Source organism: Gilvimarinus gilvus, assembly GCF_030518155.1.
GTDB lineage: Bacteria > Pseudomonadota > Gammaproteobacteria > Pseudomonadales > Cellvibrionaceae > Gilvimarinus > Gilvimarinus gilvus.
In genome coordinates, this window is sequence record NZ_JAULRU010000195.1 from 1 (window position 1) to 335 (window position 335).

Sequence of the window (335 nt, forward strand, 5' to 3'; positions counted from 1 at the left end):
TCGCCGTACGTGTCACACCATCAAAATAACTAATTTCGACGTTACGAACTTTACCTGTGTCTTGCTCAGACATACTTAAAGCCTTCTTCGTTCGGAAGCCACTTACTGCGCAGTCGATGACCGCTTTACAATAACCAGCAACCTACGTTAACGATTAAAGGATCTTACCGATCGCCTCTGCCGCACGCTTAACATCCAAGAATATCAAACCCAGACGCGCATTTGGTTTAGCAACAACAGTCAATACAGAATCCTGGTTTGCATGGGTCATCAGGATATATCCCTCATCACCTTTAACCAGTACCTGCTCAAGCTCTCCACGAGCCAGCTCTTTA

Annotated in this window: 1 protein-coding gene; it reads right to left on the bottom strand. The window is 45.7% G+C overall.

Annotated features, from left to right (window positions below; translation table 11 throughout):
- Positions 1-154: 154 nt before the first annotated feature.
- Positions 155-335: roadblock/LC7 domain-containing protein (locus tag QWI17_RS01605; protein WP_302720740.1), on the bottom strand; the 181-nt coding region annotated here is incomplete at its 5' end.